The sequence below is a fragment of the Pseudomonas sp. RHF3.3-3 genome, from assembly GCF_048069595.1.
Classification (GTDB): Bacteria; Pseudomonadota; Gammaproteobacteria; order Pseudomonadales; family Pseudomonadaceae; genus Aquipseudomonas; species Aquipseudomonas fuscovaginae_B.
In genome coordinates, this window is record NZ_CP182250.1 from 2415443 (window position 1) to 2432986 (window position 17544).

The following is a 17544-nucleotide window of genomic DNA, read 5'->3' on the forward strand; positions in this document are numbered from 1 at the left end:
GACCGGCATAGTTCATCGCGTCGATGTATCCGGGATGTGTTCGGCATTCGCTGGATGCTTGAGGACGTGTGTCGCCACGCCGTGGAGACACACTGTGATACACGGCCGTCGTGGGGCAGGGGCCGGCCGTTGTCGACCAGGGGTTGACTTCTCTTTTTATATCAGTAACATAGGCGCCATTCCGCAATAGCTCAGTTGGTAGAGCAAATGACTGTTAATCATTGGGTCCCTGGTTCGAGTCCAGGTTGTGGAGCCAGATAGAAGAAAAAACCTGCAGCGATGCAGGTTTTTTTTTGCCCGAAATTCAGGCGGCTGCGACTGGCGGTCGCTCACAGTCGAGGAAATCAGCATGGCGGACATGGCCCAGCAGGACGATCTGTTTCAGGTGGACAAGCGGCTTTCCCTCAAGCCGGTGATGGACTTCAACGCCTTCCTGCTCCAGGCGTTCGCCGACGGTCCGTGCCGGTGCCTGCGCTGCGTGGAGAATTCGGGCGTCGAGACCGGCTATGCCTTCCAGCACACCTTCGAGCTGGGCAAGGTGGTCAACCGCCAGTTCGCCAGGACCACCCCGAGCGACGTACTGCTGGCGCTGAAGAAAGCCTGGCTGTCGTTCTTCAAGGCCGAGCTGGAAGTGCCGGGCCTGCTGGACCTGTCCCGGGTGCAGGAATTCGTCAAGCCCGAATTGCATGTCCGCCTGCGCCCGTTGCTGCTGGCCAGCGGCCTGATCGTGGAGCGCGATGGCGAGTGGTTGCTGCAGGCGGTCGCCGAGTAATACTCAAGCCGCTTTGATACCTCGACTGCCGTCTCTGCAAGCGGCAGTCGCGTGCCAACCCTGCTTGTGGCACTGACTTGCTGTGGACTGCAATCCTCTGTGCAGCCCTGACGGCCGGTAGGGTTTTCCCCACCTTTACTGGCCTGGATCAAGGTTTTGTCCCGGACAACCCCTTAACGTGATGGACATCGGTTCCCCGCGCAGCGGCGAACCACCACTCTGTGGCCGCGATGCGCCATATGTGTGTCGTGGCCGGGCCAGGAAGTGCCGGGCTCAGGGTGGCCGTCCACTCACGTCAATCATGGATGATGCAGAACATGCAGAACCTGGATCGAAAATACGATATTCAGCCGCTTCCCCGGGCGGATATGACCCTCCACCTCAATGGCCAGGATGTGCCCGCGGCAGAAGGCGAGACCGTGCTTTCGGTGCTGCAGTCGGTCGGCCTGCGCCAGGTTTCGCGCAATGACCATGGGCAAGTGGCCGGTGCCTTCTGCGGCATGGGGGTGTGCCAGAGCTGCCTGGTGTCGATCGATGGCCGGCTCAAGCGCCGAGCCTGCCAGACCCTGGTCAAACCCGGCATGCGTATCGAAACCGGCGTCAGCCGCTTTGCCGCGCTGGAGGTGCTATGAGCCAGCTCCCAGTCATCGTCGGCGGTGGCCCGGCGGGCATGTCGGCTGCCATCGAACTGGCACGCCATGGGGTGTCCAGCGTACTGTTCGAAGAAGCCTCGCGCCTGGGTGGGGTGGTCTATCGTGGGCCCCTGCGCAGTGGCGTCGATCTCGACTACCTGGGGGCGCGCTACAGTTCGACCCTGGAGAAACTGCACGGTGAATTCGCCACCTGTGCCGACCGGGTCGATGTGCGCCTCAACACCCGCATCGTCGGCGGCGAGGGCGCACGGACGCTGATGGCGCTGGATGCCGATGAATGCCTGTATCCGGTCGAATATCCGCAACTGCTGCTGGCCTCCGGCTGCCATGAGCGCAACGTGCCGTTTCCCGGCTGGACCCTGCCTGGGGTGATGCTGCTTGGCGGTCTGCAGTTGCAGATCAAGAGTGGCGTGGTCAAGCCGTTGGGCGCGACCGTGATTGCCGGCACCGGGCCGTTGCTGCCACTGGTGGCCTGCCAGCTGCATGCCGCGGGTGTGCCGGTGGCGGGCATCTACGAAGCCAGCGCCTTTGGCCGCATTGCCCGGGAAAGCCTGGTGCTGTTGAACAAGCCGCAGATGTTCCTCGATGGCCTGAGCATGCTGGCCTACCTGAAGCTGCACGGCATCCCCGTGCACTACGGCTGGGGCGTGGTCGAGGCACGGGGCCAGGACGAACTGACCCACGTGACCCTGGCGCCGTATTCCGAGGATTGGCAACCGGACCTGGCACGGGCGCATCAGCTCGAAGCCCAGACCCTGGCCGTCGGCTACGGCTTCATCCCACGCACCCAGCTCAGCCAGCAGATGGGCCTGGCCCACGCCTTCAATGCCGACGGCTACCTGTGCGCCGAGACCAATGTCTGGCAGCAGAGCAGCGAGCCGCACATTCACCTGGCCGGCGACATGGGCGGCATTCGCGGCGGCGAAGCGGCCATGCTGGCCGGACGGATCGCCGCGGTGTCCATCCTGATGCAGCGGGATGTGCTCGATGCCGACGCGGCCCTGGCGTTGCGCCAGGGTTATCTCGAACGGCTGGCGAAGATCCGCAAGTTCCGTTCCGGTATCGACCGCTACACCCGGCGCGGCACCCGGCAGATCGACCTGGCCAGGCCCGACACGGTGATCTGCCGGTGTGAACACGCCACCCGTGCCGACATCGACCTGGCACTGTCCCAGGGCGTGCAGGACATGGCCGCGCTGAAGATGCGTACCCGCGTGAGCATGGGCGATTGCCAGGGACGGATGTGTGTCGGCTACTGCAGCGACCGCCTGCGTGATGCCACTGGTCGTGCCGACGTCGGCTGGTTGCGACCACGTTTTCCTATCGAGCCGATTCCTTTTTCCGCTTTCGAGCAACTGGGCAAGGACGCCTGAACCATGAACAGAACCTACGATGTCGTGATTGCCGGTGGTGGGGTGATCGGTGCTTCCTGCGCCTATCACCTGTCCCGTGAGAAGAACCTGCGGATCGCCCTGATCGATGCCAAGCGTCCGGGCAACGCGACCCGCGCATCAGCCGGCGGCCTGTGGGCCATCGGCGAATCGGTGGGACTGGGCTGCGGGGTGATCTTCTTTCGCATGATGTCCGCCCGGCGCCGTCGCGAGGCCCATGGTGCGGCGGTGGCGGTGGACTCCAGCACCCCGCATATCCTGCCGCAGTCGTTCTTCGACTTCGCCCTGCAGTCCAATGCGTTGTACCCGCAGTTGCATCGCGAACTGCTCGAACGTCACGGCATGGACTGCAAGTTCGAACGCACCGGCCTTAAGTATGTGATCTATGACGAGGAGGATCGGCTCTATGCCGAACATATCGTCTCGCACATCCCGCACCTGGCCGACCAGTTGCGCTGGCTGGACCGTGACGCCCTGCGCGAAGCCGAGCCGGCGGTGAGTGGCGAGGCGCAAGGCGCGCTGGAGTTTCTCTGCGACCATCAGGTCAACCCGTTCCGCCTGGCCGATGCCTACACCGAGGGCGCCCGGCAGAATGGTGTCGATCTGTTTTTCAACACCAACGTCACCGACGTGCTGCACCACGGCGGCCGCGTGAGTGGTGTAAGGACGGCGGAGGAGGGCGAGTTCCATTGCTCCACGCTGATCAATGCCGCCGGGGCCTGGGCTGCCGAACTGAGCCGGCAGGCCACCGGGATCGCAATTCCGGTCAAGCCGGTCAAGGGGCAGATCCTCCTGACCGAACGCATGCCCGGCCTGTTGCGTGGCTGCCTGACCACCAGCGATTGCTACATGGCGCAGAAGGACAACGGCGAGATCCTGATCGGCAGCACCACCGAGGACAAGGGCTTCGACGTGACCACCACCTTCCCGGAAGTGGCCGGGCTGGTGCAGGGGGCCGTGCGCTGCGTACCGCAACTGCAGGGCATCAACCTCAAGCGCTGCTGGGCCGGCCTGCGTCCGGGTTCGCCCGATGAACTGCCGATCCTCGGACCGATGGCGGGTGTCGAGGGCTACCTCAATGCCTGCGGCCATTTCCGTACCGGGATCCTGACCTCGGCGATTACCGGGGTGATGCTCGAACGCCTGGTCAATGAGCAGCCACTGCCGCTGGATATCACGCCGTTCCTGGCGGATCGCTTCGACGCTGCCGCGACCCTGGGGGCAGTGCCGCACAAGGATCTCGCACCCGCCTGAAACCTGTGGGAGCGTTGACGCGGGGAGGCCTGCGCAAGAGGGGCTCATCCAGAGCGTGCTCGCCAGGCACGGGCGACGTGCCAGTGTCAGCCCGGCCTGAGGTTCAGGTCGTCGGGTCCCAGCGCTGGGACCAGTCGGTATCGGCCCTGACGATTTCGCGCAGCAGCTCGAAGGCCTTCTGCAGAGCGGCCGAGTCCCGTTCGCGGGCATACACCAGGTAGGTCGGGTAGCTGAACTCCGGCGCCTTGGGCACCCGCTCCATCACGCCGCTGTCCAGGTAGCTCTGGACCACGCGGGTGCGGAAATAGCCGGAGCCGCCATTGCCCAGGATGAACTGCAGGGCCACCGGGCCCAGGTTGAAGCTGGCGGCGGCCCGGGCCTTGTCCGGCAGGGCGGCGTCATGCTGGCGACGGAAGCTCTCGCCCCAGTCGATGTACACGTAAGGGTCGGGCTGTTCCACCAGACGCACCAGGATCAGCTTTTCCTCCAGCAACTGTTCCACCTGCAGCCCCGGCCAGTAGGTGGGCTGATAGACCAGCGCGGCATCGAGCACCCCCAGTTCGAGCTGGCGCAGCAACTGCTCGCCGTCGCGGATTTCCGTGCGCAGGGCGTGGGTGGGGATGTGCTCGCGCAGGGCCTTCGCCCAACTGAGAATCAGCGGGTTGCACAGGCTGACTTCGCCACCGATGTGCAGCATGTTGTTGAACCCTTCCGGCAGCGGCAGATTGCGGCGGGCGGCATCCCAGGTCTGCACCAGCTGGTTGGCGTAGACCAAGAAGGCCTCGCCGTCGGCGGTCAGCCGGGCGCCGGCGCGGTTGCGCACGAACAGTCTGGCATCGAGCTGACTTTCGAGTTTCTGCACCCGGGCGGTGATCGCGGTCTGGGTCACGTGCAGCTTCTCGGCGGCAGCCACCAGGCTGCCGCAGCGGGCGATTTCGAGAAAGGTGCGGGCGAGGTCGATATCCATGGATCGTCCCGGGAGCAAGGGAAGCACAGTGTAACCGCTAGCGACCCGACCAGGTCTGCGCGCCGCTCGGTCAGTCGCTGAACACCTGGGCGATCAGCCACACGTTCGCCGCGCTGATCGCCACGAACAGCAGCCAGGCCAGGCCCCGGGTGTACCAGCGGTTGACGAATTCGCCCATCAGGCGTTCGTCGCCGGTCATGCGGATCAGCGGGTACAGGGCGAACGGCAGTTGCAGGCTCAGCACCACCTGGCTCAGCACCAGCAACTTGCCGACGGCGCCTTCGCCCATCAGCCAGACGCCGATGAACGCCGGGATCAGGGCCAGGCCGCGGGTGATCAGGCGGCGCTGCCAGCAGGGAATCTTCAGGTTCAGGTAGCCTTCCATGATCACCTGCCCGGCAATGGTGCCGGTGAAGGTCGAGCTTTGCCCCGAAGCCAGCAGCGCGATCCCGAACAGGATACTGGCGAAGGCGCCGCCCACCAGCGGATCGAGCAGGTGGTAGGCGTCCTGGATCTCCACCACCTCGGTGTGTCCGGACTGGTGGAAGGCTGCCGCCGCGAGGATCAGGATCGCCGCGTTCACCAGCAGTGCCAGGGCCAGCGAGCCGATGGTGTCGAAGCGCGCCAGGCGCACCGCATCGCGGCGGCTGGCGAGGTCCTGGCCGACCAGGCGGGTCTGCACGATGGAGGTGTGCAGGTAGAGGTTATGCGGCATCACGGTCGCCCCGAGGATGCCGATGGCCAGGTACAGCGGAGCGGCTTCGCTCAGGGCCGAGACCGAGGGCTTGAAGCCGTCGAACACCTGCGGCCAGTAGGGCTTGATCAGCACCAGTTCAATGAAGAAGCACACGCCGATGGTTGCCACCAGCACCAGCATGATCGCTTCCAGGCGGCGGAAACCGCGGTTCTGCAAGGCCAGGATCAGCAGTGTGTCGAAAGCCGTCAGGACGATGCCGAAGGTCAGCGAGCAGCCCAGCAGCAGGTGGAAGGCCAGGGCGCAGCCGAGCACCTCGGCCAGGTCCGTGGCGATGATGGAAATTTCCGCGAGCAACCATTGGGCCTTGGCCGAGCGCGGGCTGTAGCGGTCCCGACACAGTTGCGCCAGGTCCCGGCCGGTGGCGATCCCCAGGCGCGAGCACAGGCACTGCACCGCCATGCCCGCCAGACTCGCCAGCAGTACCACGAACAGCAGGCTGTAGCCATAGCGCGAGCCGGCCTCGATGGCCGTGGCCCAGTTGCCCGGGTCCATGTAGCCGATGGAGACCAGCAGACCGGGGCCGGCGAAGCGCAGCACGCGCTTGAAGAACGGCGCGCCGCTGTCGACTGCGATCGAGCCGTTCACTTCAGAAGGGCAGAAGGGGGCGGTGGCAACTTTCGGCAGGCTGAATTTCACACGGCGATCCAAGGCTGAAGGAATGGGGTCCCCAGCTTAGACGCTTGCAGGCTCCGGCCCAAGCCCGGTTGATTGTGCTCGGCATCTTGCGGGTGCTCCAGTTTGCGCGAATCGGTCGGATTTCAATCTACATAATAATCATTTGCATTGATAGATAAAGATCATTTGCGCTTCAGGCGCGGCGCGAGAAGGCAGACGGGTACACGAAAGCTGCGGGGGATTGTCGGCAGGCAACCCGTGGCGCCTGGCGCCACGGATGGAGACAAGGCCCTCAGGCCTTGGTGTCGATGGAGAGGCTGGCGCCGGAGTTGGCGAACTGTTGCAGGTTGAGCATCACGCTGATCGCCCGCTTGTACTCGGGGATCATGACGTTGGCGAACGGCTCGTTCTTGCTCGGGCCGCTCTGCAGCGTGCTGATCTGGTTGGCGAAATAGTCCAGGGCGTTGAACTTCTCGTTCGGCTTTTTCTGCGTGCCGGCGCTGGACAGCAGGTTCGCCGTGGAGGCACTGATCAGGCCCTGTTCCTTGAGAATGTCGCTGTATTTGGACAACTGCTCGGGGGTGACCGCTTTCGGGTCGAAGCCCTGGAATTTCGACTGCAACTTGTCCTTGGCCATCTTGGCCGTGTCGAGTGCCTTCGGGTCCGGCTTGATGTCCTTGAGCACCTCGTCGGTCTTGACCTTCTGCTTGGCGGCCTTTTCCGCCGCCGCGGTACCCTGCTTGAGGACCCGCGAGCGCATCTCGGTGGCCCACGCGGTGATCGAACCTACGCTCATACCCGACCCCCAGCGTTAAGGTGGCTGGCGGCCTTGGCGTCCTGCCCGGTTTCTGGTGAGAAAACCATGGGAAATGTCCTGTCGAATGTCGGGTGATTGAAAGAATTCCAACCCAGTGTATCGACGGGCCATGAACTATATTCAGTTTCGTTACAAACTTCATACAAATGCCCCCAGCCTTGCCGCTCAAGGCTGCCACGGCGTGACGTCGCCGCTGAGCTTGCGGTCGAGAAAGCACGCCGCGCTGATCAGTGCCAGATGGGTCAGGGCCTGTGGCGTATTGCCCAGGTGCCGGGCCTGGGGATCGAATTCCTCGGCATACAGTCCCAGCGGGTTGGCGTAGCGCAGCAACTGTTCGAACTCCAGGTGCGCCTGCTCCACGCGGCCGGCGCGGGCCAGGCACTCGACGTACCAGAACGAGCAGGCGGCGAAGGCGCCTTCGTTGCCCGGCAGGCCGTCGATGGGGTGGTCGTCGTTGCGGTAGCGGTACACCAGGCCGTCGCGTACCAGGCTTTTCTCGATGGCGTCCAGGGTTGCCAGCCAGTGCGGGTCGGTGGCGCCGACGAAGCGTACCAGCGGCATCAGCAGCATCGAGCCGTCCAGGCCGGTGCCGCCGATGTGCTGGACGAAATGTCCGCGTTCGGCATTCCAGAAGTTGTTCCAGATATCGTTGTGGATGGCCTGGCGGGCCTGGTCCCAGCGGGCGAACGGCGCCGGCAGCGAACGCTTGGAGGCCAGGCGGATGGCGCGGTCCAGGGCCACCCAGCACATCAGTCGCGAATGGAGGAAGTGGTGCGGGCCGCCCCGCATCTCCCAGATGCCGACATCGGGCTTGTTCCAGTTGGCGCAGACGTGGTCGATGAGCTGGCCGACACGCAGCCAGTCCTGGTGGGAAATCGCTTCGCCGTACTTGTTGGTCAGGTACACCGCATCCATCAGCTCACCGAAGATATCCAGTTGGACCTGCTCCCAGGCCTGGTTGCCGATGCGTATCGGGCGCGCGTCGCCGTAGCCGGACAGGTGCGTCAGCTCGATTTCGGGCAACTGCCGGGTGCCGTCGATGGCGTAAAGGATATTGAGTTTGATGGCTTGCTCGCAGCCGTCGCCGACACGCCCGCGCAACCAGCGCATGAAGTCGTTGGCCTCCTCGACATAGCCCAGGCGCATGAAGGCGTAGATGGTGAACGAGGCATCGCGGATCCAGGTGTAGCGATAGTCCCAGTTGCGTTGGCCGCCGCGGCTTTCCGGCAGGCCGAAGGTCGCGGCGGCGAGGATCGCGCCGTGCTTGCGCGATGTCAGCAGCTTGAGGGCCAGGGCCGAACGGTTGACCGCTTCGCGCCAACGGCCACGGTAGGTGGAGCGGCCGATCCAGTGCCGCCAGAACGTCAGGGTGTGCTGCAGGGCCAGTTGGCTGTCGCCGAGCCGGACCCGTGGGTCGTCGAGGGCGCCGAGAAGGAATTCGGCTTCCTGGCCCTGGCCCAGTTGGAAGCTGGCGACGGCGGCATTGCGTTCCACCTGCAAGGGTTGGTCGGCGCACAGGCGCAGGCTCGGCTGGCCCGGTGCATCGAAGCAGACGTCGTTGCCGTCGGGGCGGGCGATGGTGGCGGCGCGGGCGTAGTCATGGCGGACCGCGCAGCGCAGGTGGAACGTCGCCTGGCCGCTGACCACCCGCACACAGCGGATCAGCAGCGGCAGGTCGTCCTGGTCATCGCTGACCGGCAGCAGGTCGGTGACCTCCACCACCGCCTGGGCGCTCAGCCAGCGGGTACGCAGGATATTGGTGTCGGGCAGGTAAATCTGCTCGCGGCGTGCGTCGGGCAGGTCCGGGGCCAGTTGGAAGATCCCGGCGTCGGGCGTGTCCAGCAGGGCACAGAAGATCGCCGGGCTGTCGAAGGCCGGCCAGCAGAAGAAATCGACGCTGCCACGGTCGTTGACCAGCGCGGCGCTGCCCCTGTCGCCGATGATGCCGTGGGCTTCGATTGGGCTCTGGGGTTCGTTGGAACGCTCGGTCATGGCCGCGGGACTCCGGGTCGAGGAACAGGCTTGGTTGAGTGCGCAGCGTGGCGGCACTCACTGAGCTGACCGGTATGGCTCGACGGAAGTTCAGACCGAGGGCAGACTTACTGCTCAGGGGCGTCATCCGGCTCCAGGTTGCCACCCAGGTGATCGCCGAGCTTGAGGCGGTCTTCCTCGATCCAGCCGGTAAAATCCTCACCGTTCCGGGCAACGTACATGACTTGGGCCCAGCCGTCCTCGGTGCTGGCATGGACGGTGACACCATCGCCGGGAATGATCTTGGGGCGTTGGGAAAGGGGGGCGATCACTCGGGCAGGGCAACGGGTGTAAGGACCGGCTGGCCAGAGAAATAGGCCAGCAGATTCTGCGCCACCAGGCTGACCGTCGCCTGCGAAGCCTCCGGCGACAGGCCGGCGACGTGGGGTGTCAACACCACATTGGGCAAGCCCTTGAGCACGTCCGGCACGTTCGGCTCGTCGTCGAAGACATCCAGCGCTGCACCGGCGATCCGCTCCTGCTGCAGGGCGGCGACCAGTTCGTCGGTGAGCACCACGCTGGCGCGGGCGATGTTGACGAGGAAACCGTCCGGCCCGAGGGCATCGAGTTCCTTTCGGCCGATCAGGCCGTTGGTCGCGGCACCGCCCGGCGTGGCGACGATCAGGAAGTCCGAGGCGGCAGCCAGCTCGACTGGCGTTGCACAGTAGGCATATTCGATAGCCTCGCGCTGACGACGATTGTGGTAGCTCACCGCCATGCCGAAACCCCGTGCGGCCCGCTGGGCAATTTCCAGGCCCACGGCGCCCATGCCGAGGATACCCAGGCGCTTGCCGGCCAGTGACGGGCGCATCAGCTTGCGCCATTCGCCGCGACGTACCGAGGCGTCGGCCCTGGGTATATCACGGACCAGCGACAGCAGCAGGGCCAGGGCGTGATCGGCCACCGACGAGGCATTGGCGCCGGCGCCGTTGGTCACGACGATGCCGCGTTGCCTGGCCGCGTGCAGGTCGACCTTTTCATAGCCGGCGCCGATCACGCAGATGATCTCCAGCAGTGGCAGGGCGGCGATTTCATCGGCGAACAGGCCGAGCGGGCCGCGGGTCAGCACGGCGTTGATGCGTGCGCCCTGGGTGGCGATGGCTTCGGCGCGCAGGGCGCTGGTGGGCGCGAGGATCAGTTCGAAGCCATGGCGCTCGATGATCGGCAGGTATTCGGTGACGGTCTCCGTCAACACCAGTACGACGTTGGACATGCGGCTCTCCGCCCGTTGGCCAGTGAATGTCGGCCAACCTAACGCCGAGGGACCGCCGGGGCAAGCCTGTCAGTTGATTCTGATTGCCACCTGGTCCTTGTGGGCGATTCCCGGGTGTTGCGCAAGGCTTGAGTACCTGTTCGCGGGCAAGCCACGCTCCCGCAGGGATCGCATTTCAGGCAGGCAGCCCGAGCAGCGCCTTGGGTTCGAGAAAGGCTTCCATGCCATAGGTACCGTACTCGCGGCCAATCCCCGATTGCTTGAACCCACCGAACGGAGCCTTCGGCTCGTGGGCCAGGGTATTGATCAGCACGCGCCCGGCCTCGATCCGTTCGGCAACCTTGCGGGCCCGTTCGATATCGTGGCCCAGCACATAGGCCTGCAGGCCGTAGGGCGTGTCGTTGGCGATACGAAGGGCATCCTCCTCGTCACGGTAAGTGATCATCGACAGCACCGGCCCGAAGATTTCCTCGCGGGCAATGGTCATGTCGTTGGTCACCGCGCTGAACACCGTCGGCCGGACGAACCAGCCGGCTTCCAGACCTTCGGGCAGGCCTTCGCCACCGCTCAGCAGGCGCGCGCCGCTGTCGAGGCCGATGCGGATGTAACGCTGCACCCGCTGCCACTGCTTCTCGCTGACCATCGGCCCGATGCTGGTGTCCGCCGACCGCGGATCGCCGCTACGGATCCCGGCAATGGCCTTGAGCACGGCCGCCTCGGCCTCGGCCAGGCGTTGCTCCGGTACCAGGATCCGGGTGCCGGCGATGCAGGCCTGGCCGCTGTTCATGAAGCCGGCCTGCAGGGCCAGGGGGATGGCCTGGTCGAAGTCGGCATCGTCGAGGATCAGCACCGGTGACTTGCCGCCCAGCTCCAGGGTGACCCGTTTCAGGCTGTCGGCGGCCGAGCGCAGGATGTGCTTGCCGACGGCGGTCGAGCCGGTAAAGGAAATCTTCGCCACGTCCGGGTGGCTGCTGAGCCGCGCACCAACGGTTTCGCCGCGCCCGGTGACGATGTTGAAGACTCCGGGCGGTAGGCCGGCCTCATGCAGCGCCTCGCTGACGATGCGGGTCTGCAGGGCACTCATTTCACTGGGCTTGATCACCGCCGTGCAGCCGGCGGCGATGGCGGCGGCGAGCTTGCCGCAGATGAAGCCGGCGTTGCTGTTCCACGGGGTGATCAGGCCGGCGACCCCGAGCGGTTGCATGCTCACCTGGGCACTGCCGGCCTGGCGGATGAAGTCATAGTCCTGCAGGACCCGGGCCGCCTCCTGCAGCACGCTCGCCGCGTGCCGGGCCATCCACAGCGAGCGCGAGGCAGGGGCACCGTACTCTTCGATGATCGCCTCGTTGAGTTGTTCTTCACGGGCGGAGATGGCGGCATGCATGCGCAGCAGCAGGGCGACACGCTCCGTCCTGCCGGTGCGGGAGAAGGCCGGAAAGGCCGCCTTGGCGGCCGCGATGGCGGCATCGGCGTCGTGCTCGTCGGCGAGACGGACCTGGCCGATGACCCGGGCGGTGCTCGGGTTGAACAGGTCGAACCATTCCTGGCCATGGGGGGTGACAAACGTGCCGTTGATGTAGATCTGGTCAATGCGTTGCATGGCGGCTCCAAAGCGTGTTCGGGTGGTGTCGAATACGGTAAGCGACTAGCATTGGCCTGATAAGTGGGATAAATCGGCATGACTTGGTGAGTGATTTGGGATAATGCGCACATCAGGGCTCAGTGAACTGGAAGCGGTGCTGGCGGTGGCCCGGCACCGCAGTTTTCGCGCGGCGGCCGCCGACCTGGACGTGTCGACCTCGGCATTGAGCCATGCGGTGTCGGCGCTGGAGGGGCGGCTCGGCACCCGCCTGTTCAACCGCACGACCCGCAGCGTGGCCTTGTCCGAGGCCGGGACGCAGTTCGTCGAGCGCATCTCGCCGGCACTGTCGACCATCCGTCAGGCCATGGAGCAGGCCGGCAGCCATGCCGGTGTGCCCAGCGGGACGTTGCGCATCAACACGTCGGTGGGGGCGGCGAACCAGGCGATGGCGTTGTTCATCGAATACATGCGGCGTTATCCGCAGATGAATGTGGATATCGTCACCGAGAGCAAGCTGATCGATATCGTGGCGCAAGGTTTCGATGCCGGCATTCGCCTGCACGAGAGTGTGCCCCAGGACATGATCGCCGTTCCCCTGGGGCTGCCGTTGCGCCTGCTGGTGCTGGGCAGCCCGGACTATCTGGCGCGGCATCCGCTGCCGCAGACACCGACCGATCTGTACCAGCATCGTTGCATTCGCCTGCGCATGCCGAGCGGCCGGATCTACCATTGGGAATTCTCGCGCCACGGCCAGAGCCTGGAGGTGGATGTGCCGGGCGTGCTGACCCTGGATGAGCCGGGCCTGGTCCTGGAGGCCGCGCGGGCCGGGCTGGGACTGGCCTTTATCTCGCAGTGGAACGCGGCGGCCGATGTGGCGGCGGGGACTCTGGTCCCGGTCCTGCGGGACTGGACACCAGCGCTCGATGGTCTGTCGCTGTACTACCCGGGCCGCCGACACGTGCCGGCGGGGTTGCGGGCGTTGATCGAGCTGATCCGCGAGCGCGGCGGGGCGCTTCTGTAGTTACTGCGGGATTGTGTTGGCTTCTTCGCGGGCAAGCCCGGCTCCTACAGTGATGAGGTGTCCGCCAATGGTGTGTACGACGCTCCCCCTGTAGGAGCCGGGCTTGCCCGCGAAGGGGCCCTTGAACTCAATGCGCCTCCCCGGCCTTGACGCCCGCCGGCAGCGCCCGGGTCAGCAGCACCGCGAGCATGCTGATGCCCAGTGCCAGCCCGACGTAATGGAAGGCGTCGTTGTAGGCCATGATCAGCGCCTGCTGGTGGGTGATTTCACTGAGCTTGCCCAGTGCCGCGGCATCGCTGCCCAGCTTCTGCGCCAGCAGTGCCAGGCGCTCGGCCACTTGCGGGTTGGCCGGGACGATGGCTTCGCGCAGGTAGTCGAAGTATTCCCGGGTTCGTGCATCCAGCAGGGTGGCGAGCAGGGCGATGCCGATGGCGCCGCCGAGGTTGCGCAGGATGTTGAACAGGCTGGAGGCCGAGCCGGCATCCTGGGGCTGGATGTAGGCGGTGGCGATCAGCGAGATGGTCACCATGATCAGCGGCTGGCCCAGGGCGCGGATGATCTGGATCTGGTTGAACTGCGGGCCGGCGAAGTCCGGGTTGAGTACCCCCGAGGAAAAACTCGCCAGCCCGAACAGGCCGAAACCCACGGCGCAGAGCATCTTCGGTGACACGAATTTCATCAGTTTGGGCACCAGCGGAATCAGGAACAGCTGCGGCACGCCCATCCACATGATCACCTCGCCGATCTGCAGGGCGTTGTAGTTCTGGATCTGCGCCAGGTACAGCGGCAACAGGTAGATCGAGCCGTACAGACCGACCCCCATGCCCAGGCTGGAAATGCTCGACAGGCCGAAGTTGCGATTGCGCAGAATGCGCAGGTTGATCAGCGGGTTGGGCCTGGACAGTTGCAGGATGACGAAGGTGATCAGGCTCAGCAGGGCGATGCTGCCCAGGGCCAGGATCAACTCCGATTCCAGCCAGTCCTTGCGATGCCCTTCCTCCAGGAACACCTGCAGGCAGCCCAGGCCGACGCCCAGTGTGACGATCCCTGCGTAGTCGGTGCTCTTGAGCAGTTCCCAGTGCGCGTCCTTCTTCTCCAGACCGTAGAGCAGGCCGGCGATCATGATCAGGCCGGGCGGGATGTTGATGTAGAAGATGTATTCCCAGCCCCAGTTCTCGGTCAGCCAGCCACCCAGGGTCGGGCCGATCGACGGGGCGAAGGTGGCGGTCATGGCAAACATCGCCATGCCCTTGGCGCGGTGGTGTTCCGGCAGCTTGATCAGGGTCAGGGTGAAGGCCAGCGGGATCAGCGCGCCGCCGGTAAAGCCCTGCATGGCACGGAACACGATCATGCTCTCCAGGTTCCAGGCCATCGAGCACAACAGCGACGAGGCGAGGAAGCCCAGCGATACCCAGGTCGCCAGGCGCCGGGCCGAGAGCAGTTGCACCAGCCAGGCGGTGAGCGGGATCATGATGATTTCCGCCACCAGGTAGGAGGTGGAGATCCACGAGCCTTCCTCCAGGGTCGCCGACAGGGCGCCCTGGATGTCCTTGAGCGAGGAGTTGGTGATCTGGATGTCGAGCACCGCCATGAAGGCACCGAGCATCACGCTCATCACCGCGATCCAGTCGCGCCGGGTCGGTTCGCCGACCGGGCGGATCAGGGCATCACCGGCCATTGCCGTTATCGCGGATATCGACCTTGACGGTGACCGACATGCCCGGACGGATCAGGCCGTGCAGCGGGTTGTCGGCGGCGAACACCAGCTTGACCGGAATGCGCTGCACCACCTTGGTGAAGTTGCCGGTGGCATTGTCCGGCGGCAGCAGGCTGAACTGCGCGCCGGAAGCGGCGAACAGGCTGTCGACCCGGCCCTGGATCGGCGTGTCCTCATAGGCATCGAACCGCAGCGTGGCGTTCTGCCCGGGGTGCATGTGGCCGATCTGGGTTTCCTTGAAGTTGGCCTGGACCCAGATGGCCTGGTCCGGAACGATGGACAGCAGGTAGGCACCGGTCTGCACGTACTGGCCGTTGCGTGCCGCGCGCTGGCCGACCAGGCCGCTGATCGGCGCGCGGATTTCGCTGCGGCTCAGGTTCAGTTCGGCCTGGGCCAGTTCGGTGCGGGCGCTGGCGATCTGGCCGTCGAGACGCTTGAGTTCGGCGGTCAGGGCGTTGACCTGCTGGCGCTGGCTCTGCAGGTCGGCCTGGGCCTTGGCGACCTGGGAGCGGGCGATGTGGTTGTCGGCGGACAGGGTGGTGACCCGCTCCTCGGAAACGTAGCCGGGCTTGCGCAGGGCCTGTGCCCGTGACAGGTCGAGCTGCGAGCGGCCCAGGCTGGCCTGGCTGGCGGCGACCTGGGCATCGGCGGCGGCAATCAGGCTGGCCTGCTGGGTCAGCTTGCTCTGCGCCTGCAGCCGTTCGGCCTCGCGGGTGGCGAGGGTGGCGTTGGCGCGCTCGACCGCCAGCTGGAAGTCGGCCGCTTCGAGCCGGACCAGCAACTGGCCTTGCTCGACAGGCTGGTTGTCGGCCACCAGCACCTGGTCGATGCGCGCCGCGAGCTGGCTGGAAACCCGGGTGATCTCGCCCTGGACGTAGGCATTGTCGGTGCTTTCATAAAAGCGCCCGCGCCAGAACCACTCGGCGAAGAAGCCCAGGGCGATCAGCAGGACGAGCAGCAGGAACACGAACAGGCGGCGTTTGAGTTGGGCGGGCATGGGCAGGCAACGATCGGAATAATTAGTGAACTTCTCGGTAGATAAATCTGGCACAGCGCCCTTAGTGGGTAAATGCCACCAACTGAGAAACCCCCGGTTTTAGTGGCCTGAGACCCTTTTTCGACCGAAGCTTGGCTTATATGCCCTCTGCCTGCCGCCCATGCTGGAGGCGAGGGCGGTCGGCCTGTTACCATTCGCCCTTTGTTTTATCTCTATTTCGAGACCATCCATGACCACTGTCCGCACTCGCATCGCGCCATCGCCCACTGGCGATCCCCACGTTGGTACCGCCTACATCGCCCTGTTCAACTACTGCTTTGCCAAGCAGCATGGTGGCGAGTTCATCCTGCGGATCGAAGATACCGATCAGTTGCGCTCGACCCGCGAGTCCGAACAGCAGATTTTCGATGCGTTGAACTGGCTGGGCATTACTTGGGCCGAAGGCCCGGACGTCGGCGGCCCGCACGGTCCGTACCGGCAGAGCGAGCGTAGCGAGATCTACAGGAAGTACACCCAGCAACTGGTCGACATGGGCCATGCCTTCCCGTGCTTCTGCACCGCCGAAGAGCTGGACCAGATGCGTGCCGAGCAGATTGCCCGCGGCGAAACCCCACGCTACGACGGTCGTGCGCTGCTGCTGTCGAAAGAGGAGGTGGCCCGTCGCCTGGCCGCCGGCGAACCCCATGTGATCCGCATGAAGGTGCCGACCGAAGGCGTCTGCGTGGTGCCGGACATGCTGCGTGGCGATGTCGAGATCCCGTGGGATCGCATGGACATGCAGGTGCTGATGAAGACCGACGGTCTGCCCACCTACTTCCTGGCCAACGTGGTCGACGACCACCTGATGGGCATCACCCACGTGCTGCGCGGTGAAGAGTGGCTGCCATCGGCACCCAAGCTGATCCTGCTCTACGAGTACTTCGGCTGGGAACAACCGAAGCTGTGCTACATGCCGCTGCTGCGCAACCCGGACAAGAGCAAGCTGTCCAAGCGCAAGAACCCGACCTCGGTGACCTTCTACGAGCGCATGGGCTTCATGCCCGAGGCAATGCTCAACTACCTGGGCCGCATGGGTTGGTCGATGCCGGACGAGCGCGAGAAGTTCTCGCTGCAGGAAATGGTCGACCACTTCGACCTGTCCCGCGTCTCCCTCGGCGGGCCGATCTTCGATATCGAGAAGCTGTCCTGGCTCAACGGCCAGTGGCTGCGCGACCTGCCGGTGGAAGAGTTCGCCCGCCGCGTGCAGAACTGGGCGTTCAACCCCGAGTACCTGATGAAGATCGCGCCGCTGGTGCAGAGCCGCGTCGAGACCTTCAGCCAGGTCGCGCCCCTGGCGAATTTCTTCTTCGCCGGCAGCCTGCCGCTGGATGCCAAGCTGTTCGAGCACAAGAAACTCTCGCCGGAGGATGTGCGCAAGCTGATGCAACTGATCCTGTGGAAACTGGAAAGCCTGCGCCAGTGGGAGAAGGACAGCATCACCGCGACCATCCAGGCGGTGGTCGATGCCCTGGAGCTGAAGCTGCGTGATGCCATGCCGCTGATCTTCGCCTCGATCACCGGGCAGGCGAGTTCGGTGTCGGTGCTCGACGCGATGGAAATCCTCGGCCCGGACCTGACGCGCTTCCGTCTGCGCCAGGCCCTGGAACTGCTGGGTGGCGTGTCGAAGAAGGAAAACAAGGAATGGGAAAAGCTGCTGGGCACTATTGCCTGAATCGGCGCCTGAGCCGGTAGTGGCCACGTCATAGCCGTCTTTGCCG

15 protein-coding genes and 1 tRNA gene are annotated in these 17544 nt (G+C 65.0%); 7 read left to right on the forward strand and 9 right to left on the reverse strand.

What is annotated here, in order from left to right; all coding sequences use genetic code 11:
• Positions 1 to 180 precede the first annotated feature (180 nt).
• The 5 genes from ACMGT0_RS11115 (at position 181) to hcnC (ending at position 4070) form a co-directional block, all read left to right on the forward strand.
• Positions 181 to 256 (forward strand) — tRNA-Asn (locus ACMGT0_RS11115).
• Positions 257 to 349: 93 nt separating this feature from the next.
• Positions 350 to 772: a hypothetical protein gene (locus tag ACMGT0_RS11120; RefSeq protein WP_416772578.1), complete on the forward strand. Its 423-nt coding sequence runs from the start codon at positions 350 to 352 to the stop codon at positions 770 to 772.
• Between the two features lie 317 nt (positions 773 to 1089).
• Complete coding sequence (hcnA, locus tag ACMGT0_RS11125) at positions 1090 to 1404, forward strand: cyanide-forming glycine dehydrogenase subunit HcnA (protein WP_054059842.1); 315 nt, start codon at positions 1090 to 1092, stop codon at positions 1402 to 1404.
• Positions 1401 to 2798 carry a cyanide-forming glycine dehydrogenase subunit HcnB gene (hcnB, locus tag ACMGT0_RS11130; protein WP_416772580.1) on the forward strand — a complete coding sequence of 466 codons (1398 nt, stop codon included), beginning with the start codon at positions 1401 to 1403 and terminating at the stop codon, positions 2796 to 2798. The genes hcnA and hcnB overlap by 4 nt, the downstream gene beginning before the upstream one ends.
• Positions 2799 to 2801: 3 nt before the next feature.
• On the forward strand, positions 2802 to 4070 hold the full coding sequence (gene hcnC, locus ACMGT0_RS11135) for a cyanide-forming glycine dehydrogenase subunit HcnC (RefSeq protein WP_416772582.1): 1269 nt from the start codon (positions 2802 to 2804) through the stop codon (positions 4068 to 4070).
• Positions 4071 to 4173: 103 nt separating this feature from the next.
• On the opposite strand, the gene ACMGT0_RS11140 is transcribed toward hcnC, so the two are convergent.
• The 7 genes from ACMGT0_RS11140 to ACMGT0_RS11170 all read right to left on the reverse strand — a co-directional run bounded on the left by ACMGT0_RS11140 (position 4174) and on the right by ACMGT0_RS11170 (position 12070).
• Complete coding sequence (locus ACMGT0_RS11140) at positions 4174 to 5037, reverse strand: LysR family transcriptional regulator (protein ID WP_416772584.1); 864 nt, start codon at positions 5035 to 5037, stop codon at positions 4174 to 4176.
• Positions 5038 to 5107: 70 nt separating this feature from the next.
• On the reverse strand, positions 5108 to 6367 hold the full coding sequence (locus ACMGT0_RS11145; RefSeq protein ID WP_416773459.1) for an Nramp family divalent metal transporter: 1260 nt from the start codon (positions 6365 to 6367) through the stop codon (positions 5108 to 5110).
• A gap of 334 nt (positions 6368 to 6701) precedes the next feature.
• Positions 6702 to 7205 (reverse strand): hypothetical protein, encoded by a 504-nt coding sequence (locus tag ACMGT0_RS11150; protein WP_054059833.1) that lies wholly within the window; start codon positions 7203 to 7205, stop codon positions 6702 to 6704.
• 186 nt (positions 7206 to 7391) lie between these two features.
• Complete coding sequence (locus tag ACMGT0_RS11155) at positions 7392 to 9218, reverse strand: glycoside hydrolase family 15 protein (RefSeq protein WP_416772586.1); 1827 nt, start codon at positions 9216 to 9218, stop codon at positions 7392 to 7394.
• A 107-nt stretch (positions 9219 to 9325) separates the two neighbouring features.
• Positions 9326 to 9529, reverse strand: coding sequence for a hypothetical protein (locus ACMGT0_RS11160; protein ID WP_204375748.1), 204 nt, complete (start codon positions 9527 to 9529; stop codon positions 9326 to 9328).
• Positions 9526 to 10470, reverse strand: coding sequence for a 2-hydroxyacid dehydrogenase (locus ACMGT0_RS11165; protein ID WP_054059831.1), 945 nt, complete (start codon positions 10468 to 10470; stop codon positions 9526 to 9528). The genes ACMGT0_RS11160 and ACMGT0_RS11165 overlap by 4 nt, the downstream gene beginning before the upstream one ends.
• 175 nt (positions 10471 to 10645) lie before the next feature.
• On the reverse strand, positions 10646 to 12070 hold the full coding sequence (locus ACMGT0_RS11170) for an aldehyde dehydrogenase family protein (protein WP_416772589.1): 1425 nt from the start codon (positions 12068 to 12070) through the stop codon (positions 10646 to 10648).
• Between the two features lie 103 nt (positions 12071 to 12173).
• Here ACMGT0_RS11170 and ACMGT0_RS11175 point away from each other — a divergent pair, with 103 nt between their 5' ends.
• A complete protein-coding gene (locus ACMGT0_RS11175) occupies positions 12174 to 13073 on the forward strand; it encodes a LysR family transcriptional regulator (RefSeq protein WP_054059829.1) in 900 nt (299 codons plus the stop codon).
• Between the two features lie 127 nt (positions 13074 to 13200).
• On the opposite strand, the gene ACMGT0_RS11180 is transcribed toward ACMGT0_RS11175, so the two are convergent.
• The gene (locus ACMGT0_RS11180; protein WP_192842754.1) at positions 13201 to 14691 is read right to left on the reverse strand and encodes an MDR family MFS transporter; all 1491 of its coding nucleotides are present in this window, start codon (positions 14689 to 14691) and stop codon (positions 13201 to 13203) included.
• A gap of 49 nt (positions 14692 to 14740) precedes the next feature.
• Positions 14741 to 15787 carry an HlyD family secretion protein gene (locus ACMGT0_RS11185; protein WP_416772591.1) on the reverse strand — a complete coding sequence of 349 codons (1047 nt, stop codon included), beginning with the start codon at positions 15785 to 15787 and terminating at the stop codon, positions 14741 to 14743.
• A 229-nt stretch (positions 15788 to 16016) separates the two neighbouring features.
• On the opposite strand from ACMGT0_RS11185, the gene gltX reads away from it, so the two are divergent.
• Positions 16017 to 17498 (forward strand): glutamate--tRNA ligase, encoded by a 1482-nt coding sequence (gene gltX, locus ACMGT0_RS11190; protein WP_054057981.1) that lies wholly within the window; start codon positions 16017 to 16019, stop codon positions 17496 to 17498.
• Positions 17499 to 17544 lie beyond the last annotated feature (46 nt).